The sequence below is a fragment of the Bacteroides congonensis genome, assembly GCF_900130125.1.
Taxonomy (GTDB): Bacteria; Bacteroidota; Bacteroidia; order Bacteroidales; family Bacteroidaceae; genus Bacteroides; species Bacteroides congonensis.
Genome location: NZ_FQXY01000011.1, coordinates 1,649,309 through 1,672,386, shown reverse-complemented (window position 1 = coordinate 1,672,386; position 23,078 = coordinate 1,649,309). Strand labels below are relative to the sequence as shown.

Below are 23,078 nucleotides of genomic sequence, written 5' to 3'. Positions count from 1 at the left end.
ATGGCTTATGGAGACACGCCCCAAACTGAGACTGTTCAGATATTTAATACCTGTAATCCTTGTACTGGCAATCCTTTTTTCTGTCCGCCAATGCGGCAAAGAGGAAAAGCCGTCGGGACACCCGCGTGACTACGCCGCCATTGCCAAAGAAGGGATATTGCGTGTAGCAACCGAATACAATTCCATCAGTTTCTATGTAGATGGTGACACCATTTCCGGTTTTCATTATGAACTGATTGAAGCATTTGCCCGTGATAAGGGACTGGAAGCCAGGATAACTCCCATTATGAGTTTCGACGAACGTCTGAAAGGACTAAGCGAAGGGCGTTATGATGTCATCGCTTTCGGTATATTAGCCACCAGCGCGCTAAAAGATTCCCTGCTTCTCACCTCTCCCATCGTACTCAACAAGCAAGTGCTGGTGCAGCGGAAAGAAACCGGAGAAGACGATTCACTTTATATTCACAGCCAGTTGGACTTAGCGCAACGAACCCTTCATGTAGTGAAAGGCTCTCCTTCCATTCTACGCATCCAAAACCTGGGAAATGAAATCGGAGACACTATCTATATAAAGGAGATAGAGAAATACGGCCCCGAGCAATTGATTTCGATGGTAGCTCATGGAGACATCGACTACGCCGTTTGTGACGAAAGCATCGCACAAGCGGTTGCAGATTCTTTGCCGCAAATTGATATTAATACGGCAATCAGCTTTACGCAGTTCTACTCATGGGCAGTCAGCAAACAATCACCCGTCTTACTCGATAGTTTGAATACATGGCTGGATGCATTCCAAAAGAAAGAGGAATATCAAAAGATTTACAAGAAATACTATACCCGATAAAGTTGCTCTTGACAAAAAATAGCTTTATCTTTGGGGTTTGTTTAAAACAGGCACAATAGGTAATAACATTATGAGTGAAAAGATCATTAAATGGGGCTTCATCGGTTGCGGAGAAGTTACGAAAACAAAAAGTGGCCCTGCTTTCCAAAAAGTAGACCATTCGGAAGTCGTGGCAGTAATGAGCCGTGACGGTGCGAAGGCGAAGGCTTATGCCAAAGAGAGAGGTATCAAGAAATGGTATGATGACGCACAGGAGTTGATAGACGACCCGGAAGTAAATGCTATTTATATCGCTACTCCCCCTTCTTCACACGCCACTTATGCAATCATGTCCATGAAAGCAGGCAAGCCGGCCTATATCGAAAAGCCGATGGCCGTCACTTATGAAGAATGTACCCGCATCAACCGCATATCCAAAGAAACGGGTGTCCCCTGCTTCGTCGCATATTATCGGCGTTATCTTCCTTATTTTCAAAAAGTAAAGGAACTGGTAGAAAATGGGACTATCGGTAATGTTATCAATGTACAGATTCGTTTTGCCCAGCCGCCGCGCGATTTGGATTACAATCGTGATAATCTTCCCTGGCGCGTACAAGCGGATATTGCCGGAGGTGGTTACTTCTATGACCTTGCCCCGCATCAGATAGATTTATTGCAGGATATGTTCGGTTGTATCCTCGAAGCCAGCGGCTACAAGAGCAATCGTGGCGGACTCTATCCCGCCGAAGATACATTGAGCGCCTGCTTCCAGTTCGACAACGGATTGGTAGGTAGCGGTTCGTGGTGCTTCGTCGCCCATGATTCCGCCCGCGAAGACCGTATAGAGATTATCGGCGACAAGGGAATGATTTGTTTCTCTGTCTTTACTTACGAGCCTATCGGACTGCATACCGAAAAGGGACGCGAAGAAATCTGCATCGGTAATCCTGAACATGTGCAACAGCCGCTTATCCAGGCAGTGGTAGACCATTTGTTGGGTCAGTCAGTTTGCTCCTGCGACGGTGAAAGCGCCACGCTGACCAACTGGGTGATGGACAAGATTCTTGGCAAACTCTAAATCTGGCATATAGCCATACCCAAAGCCTTTTTCCATTTCGAATAATAGGTACTGGTAAAAAATTAATAGAAACACTCCATTGTATATTGTTAGTTTTTTCTATCTTTGTAAAAGAAGTGATTAGAATAAAACTAACAATATATTTTTTGTGCTATGACAAAAGAAGAATTAATGCGGAAAGCAATCGAGCTTTCCAAGGAGAACATTGAAAATGGTGGTGGCCCTTTCGGCGCTGTGATTGCTACAAAAGAGGGGGAAATAGTTGCAACGGGTGTGAACCGTGTTACGGCATCCTGTGACCCTACTGCTCACGCTGAAGTGAGTGCCATACGTGCCGCGGCTGCGAAGCTCGGAACTTTCAACCTTAGCGGATATGAAATATATACTTCCTGCGAACCTTGTCCGATGTGTTTGGGTGCCATCTATTGGGCACGACTGGACAAAATGTATTATGGCAACAATAAGACGGATGCCAAAGAAATCGGTTTTGATGACTCTTTTATTTATGACGAACTGGAACTTAAACCTGAAAACAGAAAACTCCCCTCTGAAATCTTACTACACAATGAAGCCCTTACTGCCTTCAAAGCCTGGGCGGCCAAAGAAGACAAGATAGAATATTAAATGTAAACCTCTCACTATTATTAACCTATTAATTTACCCCTCACATGAAGAAAACCCTTCTCTTTTTTTTAGCGGCGTCATGCCTGCTCGGTTGTCAACAACAAGATGAACAACAAGAACCCGGCAAGAAAGCTTTCAGCTTTTCTGCTTCTATCGACAATGAAAGTATCACTGATGCTCTTACACGTAGCAGCAGCACTCTTTCTCTTCCTGCAAAAAGCAGTTTTTCGGATGGAGATGTAATCTCGATGTCTGCTTCCGAACAGGATTATCTACCGTTTACCATAGGTATGGAGAACCCTGCCTGGGACGCGATAGACACGGATGCGGAAGCTGTTACTTTTTATGCTCATTATCCCGAATTGTCCGATGATGTTGCTACGCGTTCGTTCGGTAGCCGTTATCGTGGGATTACAGGTGGTAAAGAGTATTTGTTCGGAATGGCACAAGCTGCCAAAGGTTCCAAGAACGTTGCTCTTAAATTCAAGCGAATGACGGTGCCCGTTATCCTGCTTGATGAGAAAAGACAACCGTATGAAGGCAATGCAATCGTCAAGCTTTTCCTGAAGAACAAAGGTGTACAAGACCTGTTCAATGGTAAAATCGAAGCGGACAATAATGCAAAACCCGAATACATCGACATCCGGAAAATATCGGAAGGTATCCTGACTAACTTGCTCCCGCAACGGATTAAGGCCGGCGAGACGATAGGAACGGTTATCGTAGATGATAAGGAAGAACCTATTATCGTGGATGAGGATATCGAGTTGACTCCCGATACTCCTATTGCCATCAGCCTTTACAGAGGTCGCGGTATTATTGACGAACGGACTCCATTGCGCAGATAAAACAAAAAAATAAAAGTGATACTAATAAAAATCCCCGGAACCGCTGTAGACACTCAGCATTCCAGGGATTTTTTACACACAAAAGTTATTATTGAAATTGAAAACTGTCTTTGTTAGATTAGAAGCGCAAACCTAGGGTTAATAGTACTTGACTACGGGTATTGGTTACTTTGGTTGCTTGCGGAGTGACTATCTCCCAAACTCCGGGTGCAGTCTCCAAGTCATTATAGAATGGATAGAACTTCTCTTTATACATAGAATATTGATAAGCTAAGTCAGCATAAAAAGTCTTTCCACGATATCCTATTCCGAGTGTATAATTACTATGCGACTGGGAATTTGCAAAGTCTGTATCTGTCAAAGTAGAGTTAGCCGGTATCCATTTATAAGCATCATCTTCTTTAAAAGCAGTAGTACTGTAATTATAACCTAAACGGAAGGCAAACTCAGGTATTACTTTATACTCAGCACCGATACGGAATGTGTGAACACCTTTCATGAAGTCTTTAATCGTGTTATTCTGATCTACCATTTCATCTCCTTCAGGATATTTAAACTTCATAGATGAATAATCTTCATATTCGTACTCAGCTCCCAATGCCAAAGAAGTTCCAACTGTATACCCCAAACTCGCATTAAATCTCCACGGAGTAGACAAACGGAAATCCTGTTCTATTCTTCTTCCACCATTGGCATCAAAAGACTCCCTTGTTGTAAGAGCACCTTCAGTAGGTTTATCGTCACGTACTTTAAATGTGTTGTCACCATCCTGTACTTCTTTCAAATAAACATCTGACGTCATACTTGCACCATTCTCATACGTCAAATTATAAAATGTTGGCGTATGTACCGCAAAACCAATGCGGAAAGGAGAAGACTCGAACGGACGGAAAATAGCACCAAACTTAACATCTACTCCTGAACCTTTTATCCGATTGTATGAAGCTAATTCGTAACCCTCACCATTCCCATAATCTTCATCATATAAGGTCGTTTTCTTATAATTTACGTCATATGCACCAATCGTCAATCCTAAATAGACACGATCATTGACATTTAATGCAACGTTAAAGTCATACTGACTGATTCCCCCTTTTTCATTGGAGTTGAAATAAGCCTCAGCCTCATCCGGGACTACCGGATCATATCTATCATAACCATCTTCCCGAATTGAGTTTGTCAAAAATCCTTGGTAACCCATGATTCCTAACCATCCAAGCCGATTGTTACCATAAGCATCAGCACCGTTAAAGTTGTAGTTTTCTTTGTTGTACCATACAGCATCTGTAGCCTGTTGCCCCATCTGATTAACCTGAGATACAAAAATCTTATCATCTACGACTCCCATCAATCCGCCCATTGTCATATTCTTATAAAAAGACTTGGTGCGCTTATAATTAAAACCGAAGTTCACATAACGCAATGCTGTCTGATTTCCAATCTTGGAAGCGAACACAAAGCCTATGTTATCAAACGACCACTGGTTCTTATCATTATTAAAAGTCTGCCCCAGGTATTTGCTCTCCGTACCGTAAGCAGAATAGCTGAAAGAGGTCATGATGTCATTACTACGATAAATACCGATACCGGCAGGGTTAGTTCCCATTGTAGAAATATCACCACCCAAAGCGCCCATCGCCCCGCCCATACCTACAAAACGGGCGGTTCCATTCAAGTCTCGCTCTGACAACTTCGCTGCATCATATATTGTCTGTGCGTTGACACCTGCGACAAAACACAAGGCGCAAGCAACTGCGATTATCTTTTTCATAACGTTGTCTTATATTACAGAGTTAATATATAGTGTTTATTATCTTCTTCCGCTTCTGCTAGATCCGCCACCGCCACCACTAGAGCGTGAAGATCCACCACCTGAATAGCTGCCACTGGAACGAGAGCTACTACTGCTACTTGGTGAATAGCTGCTACGAGAAGAAGAACGGCTGCCACTATCATAAGAACGGCTAGAGCTTCTACTACTGCTTCTAGTAGACGGACTACTAGTTGAAGTCCCTCTATTATAAGTAGAAGAAGATCTTCTTGTAGTTCCATATGATGAAGACGATGATGACCGTGAAGGAGACGAAGCACTACGACGAACGGAGCCTTCACGATTACTATTGTAAGTAGAGGAACTACGTGTACTGCTCGGACGTGTATAGTTACTACTTCTACGAGTAGAAGAAGCGTCACTGCGAGTAGTTACTCCGGTACGTCCGGTACTAACGCGGGTTGCTTCACGTCTTGTACCAACAGTTCTGCCGGTATAAGAACCTGATGAGCTACGACGGTCTGTACTTATTGCCGATCTACGGTCTGAGTTTGAGCCACTTCTTCGTGAAGAAGAGAAATTATTGTAGCCATAAGAACGACGATTCGTATAGGTGTTGCGTGCCCAATGGTTTCCACCACCGCCCCAGCCCCAGCTAGGACCACCGTGCCAATGGTGATGATGTCCCCAATAGCCACCGCCGCCATACCAGCCACCCCAGTAGCCGCCATACCAGCCGCCCCAATAACCCGGAGAGTAGCCCCAAGAATAGTAAGGACGATTCCATCCCCAGCCATAGTTCCATCCCCAACCGTAAGAGTTATAACGCCAGTCCCACCAAAGCGGGTTGCTGAACGTTGGGAACGCATAAGCATACATACCGTCAGTATATACGTTCCAGTCCCAAGAGTTCGGTCCGTAAACTACGTCCCAGTAGAGCGGACTGCTGATACTGATTGCGAAACGCGGATTACGGAAACGGATGATACGTTCAGCGTATTCATAATCGTCTTGCGTACCATTGAATTCGCCGGTCACCCATTCTCCGTCCAAATCCGGATTAGATTTTTCTTTTATGTATAAGGTATCATTATCCATTACGAATTCATTTTCACGTGCATCGTAACGGCGGTTATATTCATCCACGTCCCGTGTTCTGCCCTTGCGGTCTTGAACAACTACGGTAGTCCCCGGTGAAGTATAGATGTTGGTCACCTGTTTCTTCGGTTTCTTCCGGACTGGAGTTTCTTTCTTCTCCTGCTTGTCCTTGGAAGGTACGAAGTAAAGGTCGTCATCAACGCTTTGTGCCATCAAGCCTATCGGGAGGCACAAGGCAAATAGCAAGAAGTAAACAATCTTTTTCATATCATCTCGGTTTATGTAATTACTTAAACTTATTCACGTTACAAAGATAAGGAAGAGATTTTTCGTCCGGGGGAGATTTTCCCCAAAGGATAATAGGGAAATCCCTATTTCTAACTATCTTTGCACATTATTTACTAGAAAATAAAACAACTATGAAGTATTTTGAGTTCACATTCCATACCAATCCCTGCACTGAAACAGTTAATGACGTACTGGCTGCCGTGCTCGGCGAAGTCGGATTTGAGAGTTTTGTTGAATGTGAAAGCGGACTGACCGCATATATCCAACAATCATTATGTGACGAAGCCGCTATCAAGAGTGTAATCACCGAGTTTCCCCTGCCCGATACGGAAATTACCTATACCTATGTAGAAGCAGAAGATAAGGACTGGAACGAGGAATGGGAAAAGAATTTCTTTCAGCCGATTATTATCGGCGACCGATGCGTGATTCACAGCACTTTCCATCAAGATGTTCCCAAAGCGGAATATGATATTGTTATCAACCCGCAAATGGCTTTCGGGACAGGACATCATGAAACGACAAGTCTCATCATCGAGGAGTTGCTGGATAGCGGACTGAAAGATAAATCACTGCTCGATATGGGCTGTGGAACTTCGATTCTTGCCATCCTCGCACGAATGAGAGGTGCACGCCCGTGTACAGCTATCGACATTGACGAATGGTGCGTACGAAACTCCATCGAGAATATTGAACTGAATCATGTAGATGACATTGCAGTTTCTCAAGGAGACGCTTCGTCCCTCGCCGGAAAAGGGCCGTTCGATGTCATTATTGCCAATATCAACCGGAATATCCTGTTGAATGACATGAAACAATATGTCGCATGTATGCATCCGGGGTCTGAACTGTATATGAGCGGATTCTATGTGGATGATATCACAGTAATCCGTGAGGAAGCGGAAAAGAATGGATTGACTTTTGTCCACTATAAAGAGAAGAATCGTTGGGCAGAGGTGAAGTTTATTTATAAAGCCTGATAGTTCTTTTCATTATAGAATCCCAAAAGAAGAAAGGGTGTCAAAAAGAACAGTTTTCCTTTTGACATCCTCGTCACATATTATATATAAAGAAGTTATTTAAACTCCTTCTTTACCTGTTCGCACCAGTCCTTGATTTTCTTTTTCGCCTGTTCCGACTGGTTATCCAAGTCAATGACCAGCCCGCACCAACGGTCACCGCGCAATGCTTTGGAACGTTCGAAAGTATATCCTTCGGAAGAAGTGAAACCTACCAAGGTAGCTCCATCTCCCTCGAAGACTTCCGCCAACAGTCCGATGCCATCCGCAAAGTTTTCAGGATAACGTATCTGATCTCCCAAGCCGAAGACAGCCACTTTCTTTCCTTTTAAATCCATTGTACGAAGTTCCGGTAACAGTTCGTCCCAATAGGTGGGAAGTTCGCCGTCGAACCAAGTGGAAGCGCCGACTATAAAACAATCATAAGCGGCAAAATCATTCTCCCAAGCTTGTTCAATGGGTACTACCTCTATCTTGTCTTCACCAAATTCCTGCTGAATCTTCTCTGCTACCCAACTCGTCTTTTCAGCCTTCGCTGCATAAAATAAACCTATCTTTTTCATAATCCATACTATTTAATATTCTAATAATTTCCTGGCAGCTTCATAGATTTTAGCCTCATCGGGCAGAATCTCTTTTTCAAGAATCAGGTTGAAGCCAACAGGAGTAAATGTAGAACCTACACGTTGCACAGGCCCGTCCAAATAACGGAACATCTCTTCCCCAATCATAGCGGCAAGTTCCGCACCAAAGCCGGAGAATACTTTATCTTCATGGACAACCAACGCTTTACTCGTTTTCTTCACCGACTCGAAGATTGCTTCCTTATCCAAAGGAATTAAAGAGCGAATGTCGATGACTTCCACTTTCCAACCACCTTCTTTCTCCAATCGTTCCGCTGCGTGCAGACAGAAATGGGTGGTATTGCCATACGTGATAATACTCAAATCTGTTCCTTCGCGGCGGATACGTGCCTTACCGAAAGGAACTTCAAAATCTTCCGGCACAACGGCAGCCGCTTCTACGGAGTTATACAACGCTTTTGGTTCGAGGAATAAAGTGAATCCCTTGGAACGCATACTGGTACGGAGCAATCCCGCCGCATCATCCGCAAAGGAAGGACAAACAATACGTGCTCCCGGCAAAGTCGTCAAAGCGCCTTCTATATTTTGGGAATGATAAAGTCCGCCACCGATATAGCCACCGGAAGCCAGACGCAAAGTAATGTTCGGAGCAAACTTACCATTGCTGCGCCAATACTCATGCGTACATTCTACATATTGCTCGACGGCAGGCCAAAAGTAGTCGGCAAACTCCGCCCCTTCTATTACTACATGAATTTTAGGGTCAAAGCGGCTCATTCCGTTGGCTGTACCTACGATATAATCTTCGGCAATCGGCGCACTGAATACACGGGAGTCACCAAACTCTTGCTGCATTCCTTTCGTCACATTGAATACACCGCCTTTTTCCTTATTCGCCACGTCCTGTCCCCAAATAAAAGTATCGGGATTGTGACGGAATTCGGATTTCAATGTTTCGTTAATGGCGTTGACCATGAAGGTCTTTTCGCCTTCTGCCTCATGTGTACCGTCTTTGTACTTCTGCGGCTGATAAGGTTCGGGCATTACAAAATCGTAGATGCTTTTGGGGTCAGGTTCGGGAGCAGCCAACGCCTTCCGGTTGGCAGCGGACAATTCTTTTTTGGCTGCCGCTTCTATTTGTTGCAGTTCTTCTTCAGTCAGACGCTTATAGCGAAGCAGCATCCGGCGGAATTTCATCAAAGGGTCAGCTTCCTTTACGTATTCTAGTTCGTTTTCATCCCGGTAGAGGGTATGCTTGTCGGAATTGGAATGAGAACCGATACGGACACAATTCGCCTGTACAATCACCGGATTACGGGTACTGATGGCATATTCGCGGGCTTCGGTCATGGCGTTCATCGAATCGAATACATCTTTGCCATTGCAATAGATGATTTTCAGGTTCTTGAAACCGGAGAAGTTTTCCGCTACCTTGCGGTTGGCGGTCTGTTCCGATTTGGGGACAGAAATACCGTAGCCGTTATCCTGAATCACAAAAATCACAGGAAGGCGTTCGAGACTGGCGCCGTTGATAGCTTCGTAGACAAATCCTTCGGAAGTGGCAGATTCTCCGTGAGAAGTGATAGCCACTCCTTTATGTCCGTAATAGACCATCGCTCTGGCTACGCCAGCCGCATGAAGGTCATGTGTTCCCGTTGCGGAAGATATATTTTCGATGTGCCATTCCGGCTTCGCGAAATGGTTCGACATATGACGGCCGCCGCTTCCGGGGTCTGTCGCTTTGGAAATACCGTTCAGGATAATCTCTTCCGGAGTCATTCCGGCGGAGAGTACGGTCAGCATATCCCGGTAGTAGGGAAACAGGAAGTCTTCTCCGAGAGTAAAGACTTGCCCGACCGCCAGTTGGATACCATCATGCCCCGCATAGGGTGCATGATAAGACCAACCTAAAGATTGCAACTGGTAAGATGGAGCCTTTTCGTCCAGGGCGCGTCCCAATGCCATCAGATGGTACCACTTCTTCAGGGTTTCGACATCTGTATTTTTTATATCATACTTTTTCATAGTTAATGAAGTTCTTAATGAATGAAACAATCAGTTATCAACCTTTCCAGTTTTCCAGGTAATCGGCTATAAAATGCAGGAAATTACCTCCCAACATTCCGTCCACTACCCGATGGTCATAAGACAGGGAAAGGTACATCTTATGACGGATAGCAATCGTATCGCCTTCAGAGGTTTCTATAACGGCAGGTTTCTTTTCGATATAGCCTACTCCCAAGATAGCTACCTGGGGCTGATTAATAATCGGCGTACCGAACAAACTCTTGAATGTACCGAAGTTGGTGATGGTAAATGTACCGCCGTCAATGTCGTCGGGCATTAGCTTGTTATCTCTCGCTTTCAGAGCCAGGAAATCAATGGCAACAGCCAGTCCGTTCAAATTCAGACGGTCGGCATCGTGTACCACAGGCACAATCAGATTTCCATCGTTCAAAGAAACGGCAATACCCACATTGATATGTTTTTTGAAAAGAATATTGTATCCGTCTACCGATACATTCACCTGCGGATAGGTTGCCAATGCTTTCGCTACGGCTTCCGTAATCACGGGCATATAAGTCAGCTTGACACCTTCGCGACGGAAGAAAGCGTCTTTGTTCTTTTCGCGCCAGCGCACCAAACGGGTGACATCTACTTCTACCACATTAGTGACATGCGGAGATACTTTCTTAGACATAACCATATGGTCGGCTATAATCCGGCGGACACGATCCATCTCTTTCACCTCTACACCCGGCATAGTGACAGGAGCGGATGATTTGGACTCAGCCAGAGCGGCCGGAGAAGATTTCGGGCTTGCCGGTGCGGCAGCAGCAGCAACCGACGGTTTGCTTGCAGCAGGAGCAGCAACGGGTGCTGACGGTTTGGAATCCCCACTGACACCTCTTTTCTTCTTGTCGATATAATCTTTTATATCCTTCTTGCTCAATCGTCCTTCGTAACCGGTTCCCTGTATGGAGTCCAGTTCTTCTTTCGGAATCTTCGCTTCTCTTGCGAGTTGAATCACGACCGGCGAATACCAACGCTCTTCCTCGGCGACAACCGATTTGGCAACTTCCTGCTGAGCCGGAGACTGACTTACAGGAACTTCTTCTTTTACAGTTTCTTCATGGGTAGTTTCCCCCTCGGCAGCGCCTTCACCATCCAAATCAATAATGGCTACAACTGTACCTACCGCAACGGTATCCCCTTCTTTATATAAAATCTCGACTACCTTTCCCGCTACCGGAGAAGGTATTTCAGCACTTACTTTAGCAGTATTTACTTCAAAAAGAACATCGTCTTCCTGAATCATATCACCCACTTTTACAGACCAGGAGACGATTGTCCCTTCGGTTATACTCTCGCCCAACTTGGGCATTTTTATTTCGAATCTTGACATAGACAGTAAATTTATTTATTCAACCTTGATATAATAGAACAATGGGCTGAAATAGAAAGTTTTATGTTAAGGTATTTTTAACCGGCCGCTGATAAACATAACTTATATTTCAACGATTATATATCCACTCTTTCTGAACATACTTTTCTTTCCGAAGCTGATTGACAGCCACAATCTCTTCGCCACTGAATGAACTGACCATTTGCGATTTGCTGAAATACCGGAAAGCCTTTTCTTTAAAATCGTCCACAGTTCCTACTGATAAGTGCTTACGGATATTGGTCACTTCACTCCGAACGGATGGAACGGCATATGCAGAGGATAGAAATCCGTCATCGCCTGGCAGTTCCGGGTTCAAGACCTTATTCAGTACCGTAAGATTGGTATCATAAAGCAAAGTACAATGATACAGAACCCTGTCTTTATGTACACATTGTGCACTCCCTGATATTTTCATTCCATCCAGATAGATGCCGAGCCGTTCGTCTCCCTTTGCCATTACACCGATGGATGCCAAAAAGTCCAATGTCCGCTGAAGATAAGTGATAAACTCAGGCAGGCGCGGAGCTGTTTCGATAAAAGTCAGATTGACATTACCCATATCATGATACACCGTCCCCCCGCCCGAAAAGCGGCGGGCAATATGTATCTGTTCCTGTTCTGCCCACTCCATATCCACTTCCGACCGCAGACGCTGATGTTTACCTATCACCACAGAGGGAGTATCCTGCCAAAGCATAAAAATATCATCGTTTCCCTGCTTTAACAAATACTCTTCTGCTGCCAAGTGAAAATAAATATCAGTAAACGGACTATATATACATCGAATCATAGACTGGCCGGGATAAGAATTAAAACATAATCTCGTGATAAATCTCTCCCACCGTAGGATGCGGGAATACGGTCTTTTGAAATTCTTCCACCGTATATCCTCTCTGAATGGCGATGCCGGCTATCACGATGAGTTCCGATGCAGGATTTCCCAACATATGGCAACCGATGATTTTTCCTTCTTCATCCTGAATCAGCTTGCAAAGTCCGTTACCCTGCTCATTCTCCGCTACAAATCGCCCTGAATAAGCCATTGGCAATTTGGAGACACGATAAGGAAGTCCCAGTTTTATCAGTTCTTCTTCGGTCTTTCCGACTCCTGCAACTTCGGGATTGGTATAGACCACGCCCGGCACACAATCGTAATTCATACGGTCTTCAACTCCCAAAATGTGATTGATGGCAACTTCCGCTTCACGGATGGCGGTATGCGCCAATAAGGAATATCCCGTAATATCTCCGCAAGCATATACATGGGGATGGGACGTCTGTAGATGTTCATCCACTTTCACTCCGTTACGCAGGAGTTCGATGTTCAGTTTATCCAGTCCTACGCCGGACAGGTTTGCCTTACGGCCTACGCTAAGCAAGATCTTTTCCGCTTCAATAGTAGAAGCTTTCCCGTCTTTCTCTATCACGACTCCATCCGGTTTCACTTCCACCACTTTCGTATTCAAGTAGAAAGTAACTCCCCGTTTGGCATATTCGGCACGGAGCATACCACTCGTTTCCTTATCCATCACCCCTAGAATCTCGGGCATCATTTCCACAACATGCACCTTTACGCCCGTGCTGTTAAAGAAAGAAGCAAATTCCATCCCAATCACTCCGCCGCCAATGATAACCAGAGTTTTGGGAAGTTCCTTTATTTCCAACGCTTCTTTGGAAGTCCAGTAACTGACATCCGACAATCCCGGTATCGGGGGAATCACCGTATCTGAGCCTGTACAGACCAGCAGATATTTGGCGAAGTAGGTCTCGCCGTCACAAGTGATGCGAATCAATCCGTCTTTCTCTCCTTCGATGAAGGCTTCTTTCTCTACGATTGTCACCCCATAAGAGTTTACAGTCATCTTCACGCCCCCTGTCAGCATTTTCACCGTCTTATCTTTACGGTTCATGATTTTGGACAAATCGAAAGAAGGAGATTCGGTGGAAACGCCATACTTGGAAGCAGTCTTTATGTTATCCAGTATTTTAGCAGAATATAACAAAGTTTTAGTAGGGATACATCCTTCGTTGAGACATACTCCACCTATTGCTTTCTTCTCGAAAAGAACGGCTTTCAATCCGTTTGCCCCTGCCCTTTCGGCGGCCGTATAACCGGCAGGGCCACCGCCAATAATAGCTATATCAAAGTTCATAATCGTATTTTTTTTAAGTAATAATACGATTATAACAAATAAGAGAAGAGATAAGTTGTTTGGAAAGGAAATACCTGTTATTTAATTGTCAGCTTTCTCAGGTCTTCCAATGTACCGTTGAATACATTCAGGTCGACATCTTCCTCGATTCCGGGGACATTCCCCACGTCCGTATGTTGCCAAAAGTCCCATTTGCCCTGATACCTCACGGAGTCAACATAATAATGGGCAATCCAGTAAGGGTATGCGTTGAAAATGGAATCGTCCAGATAACGCGTCTTAAATTTATAGGAAGTGTAAAGAATCGGCTTCACTCCGTAATGAGATTCCACACGGTCTAGCCAGCGTTTGATGCCTTGCTGCAATTCTGCTTTTTCTTTTCGTCCGGTCACTTCCACATCGAGTACAGGGGGCAAGTCGCCTGTATCCAGTTTCACCGTACGGATAAAAAAGTCCGCCTGTTTCAGAGCGTCCGTGCTCGGAATATAAAAATGATAGGCTCCCCGGATAAATCCGTGATTACGGGCATTGGCAAAGTTAGCCGAGAAAGTAGTATCGCCATGGTCTCCGCCTTCCGTCGCCTTCATAAAGACAAAGTGCAAAGGAGTCACCGTCTCTTTGTTCTGCCGGAGCTTCGCCCAGTCTATTTTTCCCTGATAATGGGAAATATCAATTCCGTGAATATCATATCCTGCCGGAATACAGACACCATATTCTTTTAATCCGTGGCAAGGTTTCCAACGGTAAGCATAAGGACGGATAAAGAAATAATAAAAAGCAATAGAGAAACAACCGACAATCATCACTGCCAGGATATTGCGAAGCCAAACAGGCATAGCATGACTATGCTTCGCTTGTACCTTTTTCGGGGTACGGGAAGATTTGGAAGAAGAAGCCGTTCCTTTCTTTCGGGTAGTGGAAACAGTTTTTTTCTTCTGTACGGCAGACATCGGGTTGTTGCGTGGCGGCATTTACTTCAAATGATAAATATTTAGAGATAGGCACGGATTACACGGAATACACGGTTTATAAGAAATAGAATAACTAAAAAACCGTGTTAATCTGCGTAATCCGTGCCTGGAAAAACTTTCATTGCAACTGTTTTATTACAACCGCTCTGAAAAGTATCTTTTATTTAGCTTGTTCCAACTGCAAAGTCTTGGTTGCCTGGTCGCAAACCTCTGTAGGACCAAAGTACTGAATCGGCCCCGGATATACATAATCCGTTTCAACAGCCCAACGGTCACGTTGTGCAGCGAATGCCTTGAAAGGAGCACCGTCCAGTTTCACCAATGCTTTCTGGATAACCGGCTTCATTTCACCATGACGACGTTCCATGTTCATCATCATTGTGATAGGCACACCGCCTGCAATCCATTCGGCAGCAGGAGCAGTCGTGTTGCGTACAGAAGACATATAACCAGTCTTGCCGTTAGCAATCAACATAGAAGCTGTGTAACCCAAAGAGTAGCAGTAGTCAGCATCGAAGTTTGACGGAGCAGCGCAACGTCCTTCGTAACCGAAGAAGTGATGCTGTGCAGCAAACTTACCTACATACTTACCTTCTTCTTTCCAGGAAGCCAACTTGGTAGCTACCATTTCAGACAACAGTTTTTCTGTTTCAATCAATGATACCTGAACGTTTCCGTGCGGGTCACGATCCAACGTCAACTGACGGGCAACACCTTCCGGCAGACTTGCGTAGATAGCAGAGTTTTCCGGAGAAAGTTTGCGGATGATATAATCACGTTGGTGAGACTTCTTGATTTGAGCGAATTCTTCCGCGTTAGCAGCCAGGAAGTCGTTCAATTCAGCAATCAGGCGTTTCATAGCCGGGATGAACTCAACCAATCCTTCAGGAATCAATACTGTACCGAAGTTGTGTCCCTGTGCAGCACGGTCTGCCACCACTTTAGCGATGTATGTCACTACATCATCCAAAGACATATCTTTTGTTTCAACTTCTTCAGAGATGATACATACGTTAGGCTGTACCTGCAAAGCACATTCCAGTGCGATGTGAGAAGCCGAACGACCCATCAATTTGATGAAGTGCCAGTATTTGCGTGCAGAGTTACAGTCACGTTGAATATTACCGATTACTTCTGCGTAAGTCTTGCAAGCCGTATCGAAACCGAAAGAAGTTTCAATCATATCGTTCTTCAAGTCACCGTCGATAGTCTTCGGGCAACCAATTACCTGTACACCATACTTCTTCGCAGCATAGTACTCAGCCAATACACAAGCATTTGTGTTAGAGTCGTCACCACCAATGATAACGAGTGCCTTGATGCCCAGCTCCTTGATGATTTCAAGTCCTTTTTCAAACTGGCTTTCAGCTTCCAGTTTCGTACGTCCTGAACCGATGATATCGAAACCACCCGTGTTACGGTATTCGTCAATGATGTCAGCAGTCAGTTCCATATAATTATGGTCTACCAGACCGCCGGGCCCCAGGATGAAACCAAATAATTTGTTTTCCGGATTCAGTTTCTTGATACCGTCGAACAAACCTGAGATTACATTGTGTCCACCGGGAGCTTGTCCACCTGAAAGGATTACACCCACATTCATAGCAGGAAGAGCCACAGCTTCACCGGCTTCGAATGTAATTAACGGCATTCCGTACGTGTTAGGGAATAATGCTTTGATAGCTTCCTGATCGGCTACGGACTGTGTAGCAGCACCTGCTACAGCTTTAACGGCTCCTGATGCCAATGCTTTCGGAAGTTTGGGCTGATAAGCAGCCCTTGCGATTTGCAATGCACTTTTAGTCATTTTCTTTAATTTTTTATTTAAAGGTGTTAGTAAGTTTCTTGTCAAACTTGAAAAGCGTTGCAAATTTCGCACTTTTTTCCGAATTATGAAAGAAGGCAGTGAACTTTTATTTCCGACACAAGAAATACAAAGCAGTTAATATTCCGCACATGTCATTAAATGCTAACAAAAGATATGGTACTTTATACTATCTATTTTTCTTCCACTATCCATTTCTCGATATTACGGGTTTCCGCACTGAAGTTTATGCCGATTTTAAAGACCTTTCGTCCGTCCATTTCGAAAGGAAGGGCGTAATGCTTGTCATTAATCTGCTGCAAAGCATCTTCCGCCGTGCCATTCAGTTTAAATTCCATTATATAGATGAACTTATCAGTCTGTAAGACAAGGTCGATGCGGCCGTCGTTCGTGTTATATTCCACATTAACATAGAAACCAACCAGTTTGAAAACGATGAAAAGCACGTTTTCGTAATGCAATTCCTGGTCGCGGATCACTTCGTAAGTAGTATCCGCAAAGAAACTCTGTAAGCGACGGAAGAAAGAATTATAATCTCCCGATTCCACTTCACGGACAAACTTCTGAATCTCAAACGGGGACTCTACCTTATTTACATTCGCATAAAAAGGAAGTAGAAAACGAATAAAACCCTCTTCCACTTCACGGTTGGGAAAGCCTAAACGATACATGCCAAAACGTTCATCATATCCCTTAATAGTGAGGTATCCACTTTGATAAATCACCGGAATGGGATTGGTGGATTCAGAGTCTATACTGTTCAAGACCTGGGCATCGGTTTCTTCATGTGTCATCCGTTCCAGATCATAATGATGTTTTTTTAGTAGTTTCACCAAATAAGTAGGTGTACCCGTTTCAAACCAATAACTACCGAACTCTTTGCGTTTGAAAGCGTTAAGCAGACTGAACGGATTGTACATGCCGATTGAATTGTGCGTAAAGTGATAGCCGTCATAGCACTCTCTCAGTTCTTCACAAAGTTTGTCATACGTTATTCCTCGCGCTGCGGCAAATTCATGAAGTTCCGTTTCCAGATTTTCGTGGATTTCACGCTCGCTGACACCACATATTTCGATGTACTCATTCCACATTGAAATATCATCCAGATTATTCAAATCACTGAATACACTGACTTTGCCAAACTTCGTCACACCAGTGAGAAGGGCAAACTTGATGCAACCGTCCATTGTTTTGAGCGCTCCATAGAACGGTTTCAAGGTATTTCGAAATTGTTTTTGAAGTTCCTCATTACCAATGGCTTGCAACATAGGTTTATCATATTCGTCGACCAAAATGACCACACGTTGCCCTGCCAATTTACAGGCACGCTCTATGATACCGGCGAAACGCAAGGAAAACGAACGTTCGGACGGCTCAGCACCGTAAAGTTTCTCCCACGCTGTCAGCGATTTATCAAGTATATTATCCAGACTTTCCGATGTGTCATACTTTTCGATATTAAGGTCGAGATGCAATATAGGATATTTAATCCAATCTTTTTCCAACTTTTCTACTGCCAGTCCTTCAAACAGCTCCTTCTTTCCTTGAAAATAAGCCTCTAAGGTAGAGATGAGCAGACTCTTTCCGAAACGGCGCGGACGACTCATAAAGTAATAACTTCCTGTCTTGACCATTTGATACATCAATGCAGTTTTATCAATATAGAAATAACCGTCATTACGAATCTTTTCAAAACTCTGAATACCGATAGGATATATTTTATTACTCATAATCGCTTCCTTTATAAATCAACATCTGTCTCGCAAAGATATATATTTTTAATAGAACTCTTTGTCATGGCAAGTTAAAAGATTCTTTTCCGCAATTTATATCCTACAATTTTCTCATAGAAACCTCACAGATTAATCGGTTAATATTCTACACATATCATTAAAAGCCAACAAGAGATATTATGTCATCAATTTTGATAATAAATAGCCATTATCCATAAAATCATCGTTGGGCAACGGCAAATTTACCGTTGGGCAACCGTGAATTCACGGTTGCCCAACGGTGATTTGGAAGGTTTCGAGCGAATATGACAAAAAAAATGAGGGAACCTTTTCAGTTTCCCTCATCCGTTTAGCTTAAAATAAATAAAAAAGATCAAACAGAAGGATCCGGTGTTTCATCTTCGGAACCACCACCCGGATTATCGGGTTTCCCTTTGTCTTCCTCTCCATCTTTCGACGTACTAAAGAAAGATTCTTTACTCACTCCACCCAGCATCTGCTGAAATTTGTTTCCCGGAGTAAAAACAATCTTTACTCTAGATATTGTGTCCGAGTCTACATCTTCTTCTTTATCCTGGCTTTTGGCTTGAATGGACGGACGGAATGACCCGAACTCTCCCAACTTTACCGAAAAGCCTTCTTCTAAAAAAGAAATCATAGTGTCTTGGACACCCTTTAATACAACATCTACTATGCCCCGATGCATCCCAGTACGCTGGTTTACTTCATCACAGAGTTTGTTGTAACCGATACTACCAATAATTACATTAGTAGCAACGTACTTTGACAACGGATTCTCCTTGTCGAATTGAAGTACGATTTTTCTTTTTCTATACTTAACGCTCATAGCGCATAATATATTAAATGAAATTGCTCACTTGCAACTCCGATGACAAAGATACGATAATATTTTGAGTCTCCAATAAAGACCTTACATTTTATTTGCTTCTTAGAAAAAATATGGCTATTTTTGCAAAATGAAAGTATGTATAGCGATACATTTGTTTTTTTAAAGAAGTTATTGTAAGAAGCGTTGTGCTTCATTCTTGTTTTTGAAAACCTGAGAAATTTTCGCGACACACAAGAATGACATATGCGGTTCTCGCGCTAAACAGCGCGGGTCTGCTGTCTATTCATAAGTGTGTCGGGTTTTCTCAGGACCTTCAAAAACAATGAATAGCACGCAGTTCCGCGTTTTCTTTTTTATTATAATGTCCTTATAGGAACTAGAGGATGAAAATTCAAAATTATGAGAACTATTATTACGACTATTTTATTGATTTTCACAGTTTTTGTAATGGCACAGAAGACTGACCTACAAAAAGAAAGAATAAAAGGGCATGTTATATCCATGACAGAAACATACTACAATTTCGCGTTTAAATTCGGAGAGTATATTAAGCAAGATACGAGCAAATATAGTCGAACATTTTACGATGAAAATGGTAATATCTATAGAAAAACAGCAAATAAAATAGAAAAAAGAACTTTCTACGACAAAACAACCAATAAAGAGGATATTATACATTATATCTATGACAAAAGTCTTAAACTCAATACTATTATTATCCTAAGAGACAAAACTATCTTGGATAAAGAAACCCATATAGAAGAAATAGTAAAAGACACCCTACAACAAACAGAATATATTTATGATGCAAATGGAAAACTTATTGAGACAAACACCTATGATTATGACTTTAAGGATTCAAGCAAAAAAACATTATCTCAGAAAGTGAAATACTCTTACTCATCTGCTGAAAACACTATTGAAACTTATAACGGGAATGGTGAATTGTCCGCAAAAAAAATAATTACTCAAAATGGTAAGAAACATACTGAAAATACAGGTGGAATACTCGTTGCAACAGAATACAATTCAATAGACCAACCTCTAAAATCAATATTATACTTAGGAGCAAGCAATGGTTCTGCTGCTTCACAAACGACCTATCAATATAATAAATATGGTGACATACTACAAAAGAATAGCGAAATTGGACTAACAATCAACTATAAGGATGAACACCATATCACCACTGAAACATACAAATATATATACGATTCGCATCAAAATTGGATTTGCCGGAAAACATACAATAAAAATGAAATGACAGGATGGGTAGAACGAACATATACATATGCGAATACATCTGACGAACTAATAGAAGCACGGTTACTAAATATAAAACAAGAACAAATGGAAGCACAACAAAAGTATAATGACTATCATAAAAAAATTGAGCATGCAAAGCAGATACAGAAAGAAAAAGATATCGCGCAACACTTGCAAGACTCCATCCGTCATGAAAAAGAAAAATTCTACGAACTAATAAAAACTGTACTTAAAAAGAACATTATGAGAATTTCAGCAGGAGGAGGATACAGACGCTATAAGACTTCAAACTGTATTCAAACTATTAAAAAAGTATTTGTAGAACAGCAAACCGTTACTTTCACATTAAAAGATAATACAGAATTGCCTCCCATCAAATTAGTTTCAAAAGAAGAAGTACCTACAGGTGAATTTATGGAACACTGTACTATTTCTTATTCTGCAGACAAAAACTTTATTTTATTACTTATAAACGGTAATGATTATCTGAATGAAGCCGGAGTTTTAATCCATCGCCTTCCCCACAATATGCATCAAGTTTACAACCTAAGCGATAAAGCAATATCCAGTTTGAAAAAAGAAAAGAATATAGATAAAATAAACAGAACAGCAACCAATGCGCTGAGGTTTATCAATAAATTGAGATAAAACTTAAACCATGATAAATAAATTATGTAACATGAAACACCTATCTTTATTAAAAAAAATATTTTTTACTGCTATTACTTGTATAAACATAATAGCATGCAGCAGCGATGATCATGAAATTGAGTCTGATATATTCGTTGAAACAAATGTGGAACGAATCCACGTGACACAGGCCGGAACTTTATCTAAGCTAATGAATGATTGTGAAAAAAACAAGATAGAAGACTTAACATTATCCGGCTATTTGAACGGGAGTGACATCTTGTATTTGAAAGAGGAATTAAGCAAAACATTGTTTAAATTAAATTTATCAGATGCGAAAATTGTAGAAGGTGGTGAACCGTATGCAATAGTAACAAAAAAATATTATACAGAAAACAATGAAGTTTCCGATTATTTTTTTTCTACTTATTCATACCCTAAATTACAAACCATCCATCTTCCTAAAGACTGCACACGTATAGGAAAGTATTCATTAGCTAGTCTTACTAATCTTTCTTTTGTAGAGCTACCTAATGCATTAGAAGAAATAGATAATGTAGCATTATATAACTGTTTAAGTCTGAAATCTGTAATTTTTCCTAGTTCTTTACTAAGTATTGGAGACTATTGTTTTCAAAATTGCCAAGAACTTGCCTCCATTCATTTCAATAATTCCTTGCAAAAAATAGGTATTCTTGCATTCCAAAATTGCAAATCACTTACAAATATAAACCTTCCCAACTCATTAAATTCAATAGGTCAGTTTGCTTTTGACGGATGCTCTAACTTATCAACAATAACAATATCTGAAGGTATCACCGAAATACAATATGGAACTTTTAGAAATTGTATCAATCTTTCATCAGTCAACTTACCCACCTCACTTAATGTGATATCTGTCTCAGCCTTTGAAGGATGCCTCAGTCTAGAAACTATAACTATTCCTCAGAATGTAAATAAAATAGAATCTAATATATTTAAAGATTGTAATAAGCTACAGGAAATTCACCTAAAAGGAACAACTCCTCCTGATATTTCATATTGGTCAAATGACTATATGAGTCATTGTACGCTATTTATACCAAAAGGTTCACTAGCTACCTATAAAAAGACAAACTATTGGTCATTGTTTCGTGACATCATTGAAGAATAAGAGTTGTTATTTTCTCAATCAATATAAACAAAGAACTATTTATTAACTATAAAACCATTAAAAGTATGAAATCAATGAAGAATTTATTTGTAACTGGATTAACCCTCGTAATTTGTGCCGGATTTACGGCTTGTGGTAATGATGATGATAAGCAAGAAGTAACATTGCCAACAATATTCGAAGGCAAAAGAATCACTCAATGCGAATTGACAACCAACGGTTATACAGAAAAAGATGTGTATAGCTACAATAGCGGAAGGCTTATCTCCTATAGTGAGTATGAGATTAGTAACAAAGAAACCTTTGAAGATAAATATACCATTGAATATGGTAATCAAGTAAGGATATCATGGCAAGACGGTAATGACAGTGAAGTATGTACATATTCTTTAAACGAAAACGGTTTTGCAACATCTGCAATATTAGTCACTAAAGAAGATGAAGATGTATGGAATACGCATTATACTTTCGAGTATGACACAAACGGTTATCTAATCAAAATCACAGAAAAAAGTGACGGAGAAGATGCGAAAATAATAGAAATAGAGCGAAATGACGGTGACGTACTATCATTCAGTTACGATGACAGTCAATATACATATACCTATACTTCAAATATAAACAAAGGCGGAATCCTTCCGATTGACAACGGCTGGCTTGATGTGGAAGCAGAACTTCACATTGCATATTACGCAGGAATCTTAGGAAAACCCACAAAACATCTGATTGCATCACAAAAAGAAAAATTCGGTTACAATAGCTATGAAGAAACCTATGAATATGTGTTAGATGCTGATGAGTATGTGAAAACCTGTACAATAAACAGCAAAGATAACGTTTCTTCTTATAATTATACTTTCAAATAAGTTTTCCCTTTTCTAAATATATAATGCAGTGATAGCTAAAAAGCACATCA

General features: G+C 41.9%; 19 protein-coding genes. 8 read left to right on the top strand and 11 right to left on the bottom strand.

Going from position 1 to position 23,078, the window contains the following annotated elements; all coding sequences use genetic code 11:
- The first annotated feature begins 7 nt into the window (after positions 1-7).
- From BQ7997_RS24050 to BQ7997_RS24035, 4 genes are all read left to right on the top strand, one after another.
- A complete protein-coding gene (locus tag BQ7997_RS24050) occupies positions 8-844 on the top strand; it encodes a transporter substrate-binding domain-containing protein (protein WP_073348336.1) in 837 nt (278 codons plus the stop codon).
- A 70-nt stretch (positions 845-914) separates the two neighbouring features.
- Positions 915-1,901, top strand: coding sequence for a Gfo/Idh/MocA family protein (locus BQ7997_RS24045; RefSeq protein WP_022138096.1), 987 nt, complete (start codon positions 915-917; stop codon positions 1,899-1,901).
- Between the two features lie 153 nt (positions 1,902-2,054).
- Complete coding sequence (locus BQ7997_RS24040; RefSeq protein ID WP_073348335.1) at positions 2,055-2,525, top strand: nucleoside deaminase; 471 nt, start codon at positions 2,055-2,057, stop codon at positions 2,523-2,525.
- Between the two features lie 44 nt (positions 2,526-2,569).
- On the top strand, positions 2,570-3,373 hold the full coding sequence (locus tag BQ7997_RS24035; protein ID WP_073348334.1) for a fimbrillin family protein: 804 nt from the start codon (positions 2,570-2,572) through the stop codon (positions 3,371-3,373).
- A 118-nt stretch (positions 3,374-3,491) separates the two neighbouring features.
- Here the strand turns inward: BQ7997_RS24035 and BQ7997_RS24030 are convergent, their stop codons facing one another.
- Both BQ7997_RS24030 and BQ7997_RS24025 read right to left on the bottom strand, forming a co-directional pair.
- On the bottom strand, positions 3,492-5,144 hold the full coding sequence (locus BQ7997_RS24030) for an OmpP1/FadL family transporter (protein WP_073348333.1): 1,653 nt from the start codon (positions 5,142-5,144) through the stop codon (positions 3,492-3,494).
- Between the two features lie 39 nt (positions 5,145-5,183).
- Positions 5,184-6,509, bottom strand: coding sequence for a hypothetical protein (locus BQ7997_RS24025; protein WP_073348332.1), 1,326 nt, complete (start codon positions 6,507-6,509; stop codon positions 5,184-5,186).
- 152 nt (positions 6,510-6,661) lie between these two features.
- Between BQ7997_RS24025 and prmA the strand changes: the two genes are divergently transcribed.
- Positions 6,662-7,510 carry a 50S ribosomal protein L11 methyltransferase gene (gene prmA, locus BQ7997_RS24020; RefSeq protein WP_073348331.1) on the top strand — a complete coding sequence of 283 codons (849 nt, stop codon included), beginning with the start codon at positions 6,662-6,664 and terminating at the stop codon, positions 7,508-7,510.
- Between the two features lie 95 nt (positions 7,511-7,605).
- Here prmA and BQ7997_RS24015 read toward each other — a convergent pair whose 3' ends face one another.
- The 9 genes from BQ7997_RS24015 to BQ7997_RS23975 form a co-directional block, all read right to left on the bottom strand.
- Complete coding sequence (locus BQ7997_RS24015; protein ID WP_022138101.1) at positions 7,606-8,112, bottom strand: flavodoxin; 507 nt, start codon at positions 8,110-8,112, stop codon at positions 7,606-7,608.
- Between the two features lie 12 nt (positions 8,113-8,124).
- Entirely contained in the window at positions 8,125-10,158 is a 2,034-nt protein-coding gene (locus tag BQ7997_RS24010) for an alpha-ketoacid dehydrogenase subunit alpha/beta (RefSeq protein WP_073348330.1), read from the bottom strand.
- Positions 10,159-10,195: 37 nt separating this feature from the next.
- On the bottom strand, positions 10,196-11,539 hold the full coding sequence (locus tag BQ7997_RS24005) for a dihydrolipoamide acetyltransferase family protein (protein ID WP_073348329.1): 1,344 nt from the start codon (positions 11,537-11,539) through the stop codon (positions 10,196-10,198).
- A gap of 109 nt (positions 11,540-11,648) precedes the next feature.
- A complete protein-coding gene (locus BQ7997_RS24000; protein ID WP_083589347.1) occupies positions 11,649-12,371 on the bottom strand; it encodes a lipoate--protein ligase family protein in 723 nt (240 codons plus the stop codon).
- 19 nt (positions 12,372-12,390) lie between these two features.
- Positions 12,391-13,734 carry a dihydrolipoyl dehydrogenase gene (lpdA, locus tag BQ7997_RS23995; RefSeq protein WP_073348328.1) on the bottom strand — a complete coding sequence of 448 codons (1,344 nt, stop codon included), beginning with the start codon at positions 13,732-13,734 and terminating at the stop codon, positions 12,391-12,393.
- 77 nt (positions 13,735-13,811) lie between these two features.
- The gene (locus BQ7997_RS23990; RefSeq protein WP_073348327.1) at positions 13,812-14,705 is read right to left on the bottom strand and encodes a GH25 family lysozyme; all 894 of its coding nucleotides are present in this window, start codon (positions 14,703-14,705) and stop codon (positions 13,812-13,814) included.
- 160 nt (positions 14,706-14,865) lie between these two features.
- Positions 14,866-16,512, bottom strand: coding sequence for a diphosphate--fructose-6-phosphate 1-phosphotransferase (locus BQ7997_RS23985; protein WP_073348326.1), 1,647 nt, complete (start codon positions 16,510-16,512; stop codon positions 14,866-14,868).
- Positions 16,513-16,703: 191 nt separating this feature from the next.
- Positions 16,704-18,260: an ATP-binding protein gene (locus BQ7997_RS23980; RefSeq protein ID WP_073348325.1), complete on the bottom strand. Its 1,557-nt coding sequence runs from the start codon at positions 18,258-18,260 to the stop codon at positions 16,704-16,706.
- A gap of 376 nt (positions 18,261-18,636) precedes the next feature.
- Positions 18,637-19,110 carry an HU family DNA-binding protein gene (locus tag BQ7997_RS23975; RefSeq protein ID WP_073348324.1) on the bottom strand — a complete coding sequence of 158 codons (474 nt, stop codon included), beginning with the start codon at positions 19,108-19,110 and terminating at the stop codon, positions 18,637-18,639.
- Positions 19,111-19,512: 402 nt separating this feature from the next.
- On the opposite strand from BQ7997_RS23975, the gene BQ7997_RS23965 reads away from it, so the two are divergent.
- The 3 genes from BQ7997_RS23965 to BQ7997_RS23955 all read left to right on the top strand — a co-directional run bounded on the left by BQ7997_RS23965 (position 19,513) and on the right by BQ7997_RS23955 (position 23,028).
- Entirely contained in the window at positions 19,513-21,027 is a 1,515-nt protein-coding gene (locus BQ7997_RS23965; protein ID WP_073348322.1) for a hypothetical protein, read from the top strand.
- 10 nt (positions 21,028-21,037) lie between these two features.
- Positions 21,038-22,162, top strand: coding sequence for a leucine-rich repeat domain-containing protein (locus BQ7997_RS23960; protein WP_073348321.1), 1,125 nt, complete (start codon positions 21,038-21,040; stop codon positions 22,160-22,162).
- Between the two features lie 65 nt (positions 22,163-22,227).
- Entirely contained in the window at positions 22,228-23,028 is an 801-nt protein-coding gene (locus tag BQ7997_RS23955; RefSeq protein WP_083589346.1) for a DUF4595 domain-containing protein, read from the top strand.
- The last annotated feature ends 50 nt before the right edge of the window (positions 23,029-23,078 follow it).